We start from the raw sequence: 10,098 nt of genomic DNA on the forward strand, positions 1-10,098 counted from the left end.
GCTGCGCTGGGCGGTCCCCGGCGTCGCCGTGGCCCTCGTGGCCGCAGGGTTCGCCGCGCGGCCGCTGCTGGCCTCCGCGGACAGCACCGACCTGCCGCCGCTGACCGCCGACCAGCTGGTCGCCAAGGTCGCCGGCACCGCCCCGCAGCCGTTGTCCGGCACGGTGGTCTACACCGCGAACCTCGGGCTGCCGGACGTGTCCACCCTGGCCGAGACGATGGGCCACGGGATGACGAAGGCCGACCCGGTCAACCTGCTGTCCGGCTCCTCTACGCTGCGGGTATGGACCGACGCCGCGCAGCGGTCGCGGGTCTCGCTGCTCGGCACCACCTCGGAGTACTCGGTGGTGCACGACGGGACGCAGGCGTGGAGCTACTCCTCGTCCGACCAGTCGGTGGTGCACTACGCGCTCAGCCCGCAGGACGCCGCGCGCCTCGCCCAGGAGCAGGCCACGGGCACCGCGGGCGGCACGGTCCCGGTGCCCACCGACCTGCCGACCCCGACCCAGGCGGCCGACGACCTGCTCACCCAGGTGGAGCAGTTCTCCACGGTGAGCCTGGACGCGGCGACCACCGTGGCCGGCCGCGCCGCCTACCAGCTGGTCGTCACCCCGACCAGCCACACGACGCTGGTCTCCCGCGTGGTCATCGCGGTCGACGCGACCACCTGGAGCCCGCTGCGCGTGCAGCTGTGGAGCACCCAGGACACCGCCAAGCCGGCGCTCGAGCTGGGCTTCACCGACGTGACGTTCGCGACGCCGTCCGACACCGTGCTGTCGTTCTCCACCCCGGCCGGCGCCACCGTCAAGGAGGTGACCGTGCCACTGCCGACCTCCGACCAGCTCGACCAGCAGCGCAAGGCCGGCGCCGACGCGGCGTCCGCGGTGAGCACGAGCGGCACCGGGTGGGACACCGTGGTGACCGTCACCGGCGTGCCGACCGACGCCCTGACCTCAGGGGCGCTCACGCCCGGGGCGCTCGCCTCGGCCGCAGCGGTGCCGACCGACGCCGCGACCAGCCTCACCGACCAGCTCGGCAGCTCGTCGGCTGCCGGCGGGGCCAACCCGCAGGCGCTCCTGCAGGGTCTGACCACCGCGGTGGACGGCGGACGGCTGCTGTCGTCCTCGCTGCTCAGCGTGCTGGTGCTGGATGACGGCCGGGTCCTGGCCGGCGCCGTCCCGGCCGCCACCCTCACCGCCGCAGCCGCGGCGGCCCCCGTCGCCGGATGAGCCCGTCCGACGAACCTGCGATCGTCACCCGCGGCCTGACCAAGAGGTTCTCCTCCGGTCAGGTCGCGGTCGACGGCATCGACCTGCACGTCCCGGCGGGGGCCGTCTACGGCTTCCTCGGGCCCAACGGCTCGGGCAAGACGACGACCATCCGGATGCTGCTCGGGCTGGTGCGGCCGACCGCGGGTGAGGTGAGCGTGCTCGGGGCGCCGATGCCGGCCGCCGCGCACCGGGTCCTCGGCCCGGTGGGCGCCCTCGTCGAGGGACCGGCGTTCCAGCCGTACCTCACCGGCCGGGAGAACCTCGTGCGGATGGACGCGTGCGACCCCTCGGCCGACCCGGCCACCAGGGACGCCCGGCTCGACCGGGCCCTGGGGCGGGTCGGGCTGGGGGCGGCCGCCGGCAAGCGGTACCGCCAGTACTCGCTCGGCATGAAGCAGCGGCTCGGGCTGGCCGGTGCGCTGCTGCGCCCGCGTCGGCTCCTCGTGCTCGACGAGCCGACGAACGGGCTGGACCCGCAGGGCACCCGGGAGGTCCGCCACCTCGTGCGAGAGCTGGCCGGCGAGGGCACCACGGTGCTCGTCTCGTCCCACCTGCTCGCCGAGATCGACCAGGTGTGCACCCACCTGGGCATCATGTCCGCCGGTCGGCTGGTGCTGCAGGGCGAGCGCGCGAGCCTGGCCGAGCACCGCACGGTCCGGGTCCGGGCGACGGTCCGCCCGCACCAGGTGCAGGCCGCCACGAGCGTGCTCACCGGCCTCGGGCTGGAGCAGGTGGGCGTCGAGGGCGACGAGGTGGTCGCGTTGCTCGGCACCGTCGACCCGGCGGCCGTCTCGGCCGCGCTCGTGCACGCCGGGCTCGACCTGCTCGGGCTCCAGGTGCTCGCACCCACGTTGGAACAGGTCTTCGTCGAGCTCACCGGGGAGGGCTTCGATGTCGCCCGCTGACACCACACCCGTCGGCACCGCACCCGACAGCGCCACGCCCGGCAACGCCACGCCGCACGCCACGGCACCGGTGCTCGCCGCACCCGCCGTCGACGGGCCCGCGACCACCGAGCGCTGGGAGCCGCGCCGAGGCTCCTTCGGCCGGCTGGTGCGCGCCGAGCTGCGGCTCGTGCTCGGCCGCCGGCGCAACCAGGTGCTCGTCGCCGGCCTCGGCCTGGTGCCGCTGCTGCTGGGGCTCGTGCTGTTCTTCACCCAGCACAGCGAGCTGGGTACGCAAGGACCCGGGTTCATCGCCCAGGCCACCCAGAACGGTCTGTTCCTCGTCATCGCCTCGCTGTTCCTGTGCCTGCCGTTCCTGCTGCCGCTCACCATCGCGATCGGCTCCGGGGACGCCGTGGCCGGGGAGGCCTCGGCCGGGACGCTGCGCTACCTGCTGCTGCTGCCCGTCGACCGGACCCGGCTGCTGGCGGCCAAGGCCGTCGGCGCGCTCACGTTCGCGGCCGTCGCGGTGCTCGCCATCGCGACGGTCGGCCTCATCGCCGGCGGGGTGCTGTTCGGGCTGCGCGACGTCGTGCTGCTGTCCGGCACCACGGTGCCGCTGGCCGACGGGCTGCTGCGGGTCGCCGGCGTCGTCGCCTACATCGGCATGTCCCTCACCGGGCTGGTCGCCGTCGGGCTGTTCTTCTCCACGCTCACCGAGGTCCCGGTCGCGGCGATGGCGGCCACCGTCGTCGTCTCCGTGGTCAGCGCGGTGCTGGACAGCCTCGGTGCGCTGTCCGCCATCCACCCCTACCTGCTCACCCACCACTGGTTCGACTTCGCCGAGCTGCTGCGGCTCCAGGTGGACTGGGGCACCATCGGCGCCGGGGTGTGGGTGCAGGCCGCCTGGGTGATCGTCTTCGGGGCCGCGGCCTGGGCCAGATTCACCCAGGCGGACATCACGTCGTGACCCTCGCACCACCAGACCCCCGTATCCTTGGCCAGCAAGCGGCGGTGATCCGGCGGCGGTGATCGCCTCATCGCCAGGGGGTGCGGGTCGATGGGGTCCCGTGCAGAGGCGCCACATCAGGCGAGAGGAGCGTGCGTCGTGCACGTCGTGCCGAACGGGTCGGAGCGCAAGGTCGCAGCGTCGGACCTGTTCTTCTCCACCACGGACCGCAAGGGCGTGATCGACGGGGCGAACGCGGTCTTCTGCGACTACGCCCGCTACTCGATGGACGAGCTCCTCCGCGAGCCGCACAACATCATCCGGCACCCGGACATGCCCGGCGGCGCGTTCCAGATCATGTGGGACCTGCTGCTGGCCGGGCACCCGATGGGCGCCTACGTGAAGAACCTCGCCCACGACGGCCAGACCTACTGGGTGTTCGCCACGATCACGCCGCTCGGTGACGGCTTCCTCTCCGTCCGCCAGGCGCCGTGCCGCAGCGACCTGTTCGCCGCGGCGAACGCCCTGTACGCCAAGGTGCTGCCGATGGAGCTCGCGGCACGGTCGGCGGGCGCGTCCCGCATCGCCGCCGCACGGCTGGGTGCCGCCGCGCTGGCCGAGGGCATCCAGTCGCTCGGCTTCGCCAGCTACGCCGACTTCATCCGCATGGCGGTGCCGGCCGAGATCCGGGCCCGCCGCGAGCTCGTCACGTGGACCACGCCCGACCCTCGCGACCCGTCCTCCGGGGTGACCCGCGACCTCATCGACGCCGCCATCGCGGTGGACCAGGCGCTGGACTCCCAGATGTCCGGGCTCGAGGAGCTCGAGATGCTCTCGGGCCGGCTCGCGCAGACGTCCGACCAGATGGAGCACTCCGTCGAACGGCTGCGCAGCGCCGTGGGTGCGGCCGTCGCGGCCTCGGGCGAGGTCTCGTCGACCGAACCGGTGCTCGGCCGCGTCGTCGGGCCGCTGTCGGCGATCAGCCAGTGGCTGCTCGAGGCGATCGAGGACCTCCGGCTGCGGCTCGCCGAGGTGCGCGGCCGGATCTCCGAGCTGCGGCTGCGCATCGCCCTGGCCCGGCTGCACGACGAGACGCTCGCCGAGTTCGCCCGGGAGATGGCCGCCGGTGACGCCCCGGACCGGGCACCGGTGTACGTGCAGCAGCTGTGCCGTGCGCTCGAGGAGACGGCGACCACGGCCGCCCGCGAGGTGGTGATCACCAACGAGGGGCTGCGCACCCTCGCCCAGGACCTGGTCGAGGTGGAGCGCGAGATGCGCACCTTCCAGCGCCAGCTCGCGACGTGGCGGCTGCTCATCCCCCGCTACCGGCTGTCGCAGCGGCTCGACCCGTTCACCGAGCCGATCGACGCCCAGCTCAAGTCGGGGCTGCGTCAGGTCTCGTCGGTCCGTCAGCTCGCCGACCAGTGCCTGGCCAGCTCACGTCCGTTCGACTCGGGGCCGCTGTCGCAGGCGGTGAACGCCGTCGTGCAGGCGCGCACGCAGGTCGAGCAGGAGCTGGTCCAGGGCCGGGACCTCGCACCGCACGTGCAGTGACGCCCCGCACACCCTCGACATGACGGAAGGGCCCGGCCCGGAGGTTCACCTCCGGCCCGGGCCCTTCCGCTGTCGGGCTAGTGCGCCGCGCGCAGCTGCGGGATGAGCGTGCTGAGGAACTGCGCGGTGTCGGTCCACCCGGTCACCGCGTGGCAGGGCACCCCGAGCGCCTTGACCGGGTAGTCGTTGCCGGCCTCGTCGAGCCGGTCGCCGACGAAGAGCATCTCCTGCAGGTCGATCCCGGTGACGGCCGCCAGCTTGGCCATTCCGTACGCCTTGTCGATGCCCTTGCGGGTGATGTCGACCGAGGTGGAGCCGCCGGAGCGGACCTCCAGGTCCGGCAGCAGCGCGGCGACCGCGTCACGCAGCGCGGTCTTGCGCTCGCCGGTGGGGTCCCATGCCGTCTTGGCGGCCACCGGCGCGGCCTGGCCGAGCGCGGAGAACGTGATCTGGCTGCCCCGGTCCTCGAGGATCGGCCCCCAGGTCTTCTCCTCCCACAGCCCGAGCTCACGGGCCGTGGACTCGACGGCCGCGAGCGCGCGGTCCTTCTCGTCCTGGGTGAGGTCCTCGGCGTAGGCGCAGGTCCACGCGCCGTCCTGGGCGTGCCAGTACTGGGTGCCGCAGGTCGGCATGAGGTGCAGCCGGGCCGCGGTGGCCGCGTCGAGCGCGGGCAGCCGGTCGACGACCTGCATCTGGAACTGCCCGAACTGCCCGCCGGAGATGACGCACACCGGCACCTGCTCCAGCAGCTCGACCAGCAGGTCGGCCATCGACGGGTCGAGCGGGGACTTCGAGGGGGCCAGCGTGTCATCGAGGTCGAAGGCAACGAGGCGAGGCAGCGCGTCCAGCGGAATCTCCAAGGGTCGGTGGGGACCGAACGACTTTAGTGGATGGCACCGGGTCGGACGACGCACGGCAGGACGCGCGGGTGTGCGACGCGGGCGGTCACCGAACGCGGGTCGGCCCCGGGGCTACACCTCGAACGCGGCCCTCTCCTGGTCGGCCAGGGCATGCGCGAGCCGGCGCGCCATGCCCTCGTCGAGCGGCGGCAGCCCGTCGAGGTCGAAGTAGGCCGCCTCGGTGTTCTCCCCGTCGGCCGGCCACGGCTCACCGGACACGTGCTCACAGGTGAACACGAGGTCGAGGTACTGCGACCGGTCACCGTTCTCGTACTCCATCGGCGGCAGGGTGTTGACCCAGGCCAGCCGGCGCGCGACGGCGACGACACCGGCCTCCTCGGCGACCTCGCGCACAGCGGCCGTCGCCGGCTGCTCACCGGGGTCGATGATGCCGGTCACGGGCGTCCAGCGGCCGTCGTCGGCCCGCCGCACCAGCAGCACCTGCCGGCGACCGGCCTGCTCGCGCAGGACGACGGCGGTGACACCGGAGAGCCAGAGCGGGTCGTGCCCGACCTTGGCGCGCAGGGCGAGGACGAAGTCGGGGGTGGCCACCGCCCGATGCTACGACCCGGCGGGGGTGGGCCCGTCCAGGTCGCCGGCGTCCAGGTCGGGGCCGGCGGTCGCACGTGGTGCGGCGCGCAGCCGGCGGACCAGCGGGGTGCTCACCGCGAGACCGACGAGCACCCCGAGGCAGATCGAGACCATGGTGACCGCCGCGGTGACGACGGTCCCGAGGGCCGCGTCCAACGAGCGACCGAGCACCGACGTGACGCCGACCAGGCCCAGCGCACCGGGGACGAGCAGCCAGAAGCCGGGCAGGAAGGAGACCATCGCCGGCGGGCCGGTGGGCCGGGTGGACACGACCGCCGCGACCGGCGTCATCGCCAGCGCACCGACGAACGCCGAGACCACGCCGCCGAACACCAGCCCGCCGAGCACCTGACCGGCGTAGGCGACGACGAGCACGAGCAGGATCCAGCGCCGCGAACCGCGCCGGGCGCCGTTGTGCCAACCGACGCCCGCACCGAACAGCAGCACCCCGAGCCAGGGGGCGAACACCCCGATCGGCGAGGAGCCGGACGCGGACAGCGACGCCGGGACCCCCACGAGCCCGGCGCCGGCCGTGATGCCCAGGGCGAGCAGCACGAGCTGCATGCCGCCCGACGCCAGCCGCGCGGCACCGGCGACCATCTGGTTGGTGGCCAGGTCGATGGCCGCCGTGGTGAGCAGCGCACCGGGCAGGAACGTGACCAGCGGCGGCACGAGGGCGGCGAGCGGCACCAGCGGCCACCCGGTGCGGGCCAGGAGGAAGACCAGGGTGGACACCGCGAAGGCGGCGCCGAGGGCGACGAGCGCCGCGTAGCCGCTGGTCGCCGACGTGGTGAGCTGCAGCGCGAGCGCCACCGCGACGCCGAGCACCACGGCCACCGCCAGGTCGGGCCAGCCGCCGCCGAGCAGCAGCGACAGGCCCGCGCTCACCGCCGCGTAGCCCACGACGCGCAGCCACAGCGGGTAGGGCTCGGGGGCCGCGAGCGCCGCGGTGAGGCGCCGGGACCCCTCGTCCGGGTCGATGACGCGTTCCTGCGCCTCCTGCGCGACCTCGAGGACCGCCTGCACCTGGTCGAGGCGCAGCGGGCGCCGGCCGGCGGAGACCGCGACGGTCTGCGCGGTGCCGCCGTCGGGCAGGGAGACAAAGAGGGCGGTGGGCAGGGAGACGATCTCCGCGCGGGGTGCCCCGTTGACGCGGGCCACCTCGAGCAGGTCCCGGTTGACCTGACCGGCCGGGGTGCTGGCGTCGAGCATCCCGCGGCCGAGCTGGACGAGGAAGCCGAGCAGACCGCGCACGGGGGTGCTCGACGGCACCGCGGGCGCGGGCGACGGCGTCGGCCGGTAGCGCCTGGCCAGCCAGACGGTGGCGGCCAGCCCGACGACGAGCACGAGCGCGGCCGACAGCACGAGGCCCCAGGGCAGCTGCGAGGAGCTCGATGCGGGCGCGGTGACCCAGGTCTGCGTCGTCGTGGTGACGGTGGGTGCGGCCGCGGTCATCGTGCTCGGCTCGGCGGTGACGGTCGTGGTGACGGTCACGGTGGGGGTCGGGGTGGCCGTGCCCGGCGGCGTCGACGGCTGCTCGGTGGGCGTCGGGGCCGGGGTGGGCCCGGTGTCGGTGGGGCTCGGTGTCAGGCTCCCGGTCACGCTCGGCGTCGGGGTCGGGCTCACCTCGACGGGGGTCACGGACAGGAGGGTAGCGGCCCGACCAGGGAGGCCTGCAGCACCGGGGCGAGCAGGCGCACGAGGTCCTCCGGCGCGGCGGTGGCGACCGGGCCGACCTGGACGATGTGGCCGACCATGACGAGCCCGACCATCTGCGCACCGGCCATCGCGACCCGCAGCGCCGCGTCCGGTCCGGGCAGCGCGGCGGCCACCGGGGCGAGCACGATCCGTTCGACCACCTCGCGCAGCAGCGCCGCGGCGGCCGGTTCGGCGGCGGCGGCGCGCACCAGGCCGACGAGCCGCAGCCGGGCCTGCTCGTCGGCCAGGGTCCCGACCATCACCCGGGCGAGCCGCTCCCCCGTGCGGGCCGGGTCGCCGGCCATGGCCGCGACCACCACGGCGGGGTCGATGGGGGGCGCCATCACCTCGACGAACAGCTCCTGCTTGCTGCCGAAGTGGTGGGTGACGAGGCGGGGGTCGACACCGGCCCGGGCCGCGATGGCCCGCACGGTCGCGCGGTCGTAGCCGACCTCGGCGAACAGCGCAGTGGCGGCCTCGGCGATGGAGCCCCTGGTCACCGAGGCGCCCGGCCGACGCCCGCGCGGACGTGCCTGCTGCATCCGGGCCTCCCTCCAGCGTGCCGCGTCGTGCCCCGACCCTTGCGCGGGACCGGCCGGTGCGCAACAATTCCACATGTGATGATTTCACGGAACACCCCCGACAGCGGGCCGACGACACGGAGGCCCACGTGCGGGCGATGATCCTCAAGGAGCTGCGCGAGCTGCGCCGCGACCGGCGCACCCTCGCGATGCTCGTGCTCATGCCGGTCGGGATGCTGGTGATCTTCGGCTACGCCGCGAACTTCACGATCAGCCACGTCACGACCGCGGTTGTCGGTCCGCACGCCGCCGTCGTGCAGGACGCACTGCCCGAGCTCTTCGAGGTGGTCCGCACCGAACCGGGCACCTCGGGTGCGGGCGCGCAGGACCTCGTCCGCGACAACGTCGCCGACGTCGTGCTCGACACCTCGACCACACCGGCGACCGCCTACCTCGACGGCTCCTCGCTGTTCGCCGCCCAGACCGCCCGCGCCGCGCTCGCCCGCAGCACCACCCCGCTCGACGTCCAGGTGCTCTACAACCCGGACCTCACGACCTCCTGGGTGATGGTCCCGGCCCTCGTCGGGCTGGTCATGGCGTTCATCGGCACGATCATCACGAGCATCGGGCTCGTCCGGGAGCGCGCCGCCGGCACGCTGGCCCAGCTCTCGGTCATGCCGTTGCGCCCGGTCGACGTCATCGTCGGCAAGATCGCGCCCTACTTCGCCGTGGGTGCGCTCGACATGACCCTCATCACGGTGCTCGGCGTCACGCTCTTCGGCGTGCCGTTCCGCGGGTCGGTCGCCGTCTTCGCGCTCGGTGCGCTGCTGTTCCTGCTCGTCGTGCTCGGTCTGGGCGTGCTCATCTCGACCGTGTCGAGCACGCAGGCGCAGGCGATCCAGGGCGCCATCATGGTGATGCTCCCCCAGGTGCTGCTCTCGGGCTTCATCTTCCCGCTGCCCGCGATGGCCGCCGGCATCCGCTGGATCGGCTACTGCCTGCCGCTCACCTACTTCGTGCAGATCAGCCAGGGCATCATGCTGCGTGCGGCACCGCTGCACACGCTGTGGCTGCCGCTCGGGGTGCTCGCCGCGATGGCCGCCGTCGTGCTCACCGCCTCGGTGCTGCGGTTCCGCCGCGACCTCGCCCCGCAGGGGCAGGCATGACCTGGGGCGTCACCGGCCTGGACGTCCGGTACGGCGACCGGCTCGCGCTCACCGGGGTCGAGCTGCACGTCGAGCCCGGTCAGGTGATCGCGGTCGTCGGCGGGGACGGGGCCGGCAAGACGACGCTGCTGCGCACGCTGGCCGGCGGGGTGCGCCCCAGCGCCGGGCAGGTGCGCAGCCCCGGTCGGGAGCGCACCGGGTTCATGCCGGCCACCGCGAGCACCTGGGCCGACCTCACGGTCGAGGAGAACCTCGAGTTCGCGGCCGCCGCCTACCACGTGGGCCACGCCGAGCTGGCCGATCGTCGCACCCGGCTGCTCGCCGCCACCGGGCTGACCGCAGCGGCCGGACGCACCGCCGCCCGGCTGTCCGGCGGGATGCGCCAGAAGCTCGGGTTCGCCCTGGCCACCGTGCACCACCCGGACCTGCTCGTGCTCGACGAGCCGACGACGGGTGTCGACCCGGTGAGCCGGGTCGACCTGTGGCGGCTCGTCTCGGCCGCGGCCGCGGCCGGCACCGCCGTCGTCATGGCGACCACCTACCTCGACGAGGCCGAGCGCGCCGGG

10 protein-coding genes are annotated in these 10,098 nt (G+C 74.2%); 6 read left to right on the plus strand and 4 right to left on the minus strand.

Features of this window, described 5'->3' with window-relative positions; translation table 11 throughout:
• The 4 genes from F2B26_RS11645 to F2B26_RS17460 form a co-directional block, all read left to right on the plus strand.
• On the plus strand, positions 1 to 1,228 hold a 1,228-nt coding region (locus F2B26_RS11645; RefSeq protein ID WP_328698676.1), incomplete at its 5' end, for a LolA family protein.
• Positions 1,225 to 2,175 carry an ABC transporter ATP-binding protein gene (locus F2B26_RS11650; protein ID WP_159809541.1) on the plus strand — a complete coding sequence of 317 codons (951 nt, stop codon included), beginning with the start codon at positions 1,225 to 1,227 and terminating at the stop codon, positions 2,173 to 2,175. The genes F2B26_RS11645 and F2B26_RS11650, both read left to right, overlap by 4 nt.
• Positions 2,162 to 3,124 carry an ABC transporter permease gene (locus F2B26_RS11655; RefSeq protein ID WP_159809543.1) on the plus strand — a complete coding sequence of 321 codons (963 nt, stop codon included), beginning with the start codon at positions 2,162 to 2,164 and terminating at the stop codon, positions 3,122 to 3,124. The genes F2B26_RS11650 and F2B26_RS11655 overlap by 14 nt, the downstream gene beginning before the upstream one ends.
• 138 nt (positions 3,125 to 3,262) lie before the next feature.
• The gene (locus F2B26_RS17460; protein ID WP_159809545.1) at positions 3,263 to 4,657 is read left to right on the plus strand and encodes a PAS domain-containing protein; all 1,395 of its coding nucleotides are present in this window, start codon (positions 3,263 to 3,265) and stop codon (positions 4,655 to 4,657) included.
• Between the two features lie 77 nt (positions 4,658 to 4,734).
• Here the strand turns inward: F2B26_RS17460 and F2B26_RS11665 are convergent, their stop codons facing one another.
• The 4 genes from F2B26_RS11665 to F2B26_RS11680 form a co-directional block, all read right to left on the minus strand.
• Entirely contained in the window at positions 4,735 to 5,517 is a 783-nt protein-coding gene (locus F2B26_RS11665; RefSeq protein WP_235929632.1) for an HAD-IIB family hydrolase, read from the minus strand.
• A 111-nt stretch (positions 5,518 to 5,628) separates the two neighbouring features.
• Positions 5,629 to 6,108 (minus strand): NUDIX hydrolase, encoded by a 480-nt coding sequence (locus F2B26_RS11670; RefSeq protein ID WP_159809547.1) that lies wholly within the window; start codon positions 6,106 to 6,108, stop codon positions 5,629 to 5,631.
• Between the two features lie 9 nt (positions 6,109 to 6,117).
• The gene (locus F2B26_RS11675; RefSeq protein WP_159809549.1) at positions 6,118 to 7,788 is read right to left on the minus strand and encodes a threonine/serine exporter family protein; all 1,671 of its coding nucleotides are present in this window, start codon (positions 7,786 to 7,788) and stop codon (positions 6,118 to 6,120) included.
• Entirely contained in the window at positions 7,785 to 8,387 is a 603-nt protein-coding gene (locus F2B26_RS11680; RefSeq protein ID WP_159809551.1) for a TetR/AcrR family transcriptional regulator, read from the minus strand. Before F2B26_RS11680 ends, F2B26_RS11675 begins: the two co-directional genes overlap by 4 nt.
• 137 nt (positions 8,388 to 8,524) lie before the next feature.
• Here F2B26_RS11680 and F2B26_RS11685 point away from each other — a divergent pair, with 137 nt between their 5' ends.
• Positions 8,525 to 9,532, plus strand: coding sequence for an ABC transporter permease (locus F2B26_RS11685; protein WP_235929633.1), 1,008 nt, complete (start codon positions 8,525 to 8,527; stop codon positions 9,530 to 9,532).
• Positions 9,529 to 10,098 (plus strand): ATP-binding cassette domain-containing protein (locus F2B26_RS11690; RefSeq protein WP_159809555.1); only part of this gene is annotated, 570 nt, incomplete at its 3' end. The genes F2B26_RS11685 and F2B26_RS11690, both read left to right, overlap by 4 nt.

The organism is Cellulomonas citrea, from assembly GCF_009829685.1.
In the GTDB taxonomy this organism is placed as follows: domain Bacteria; phylum Actinomycetota; class Actinomycetes; order Actinomycetales; family Cellulomonadaceae; genus Cellulomonas; species Cellulomonas citrea.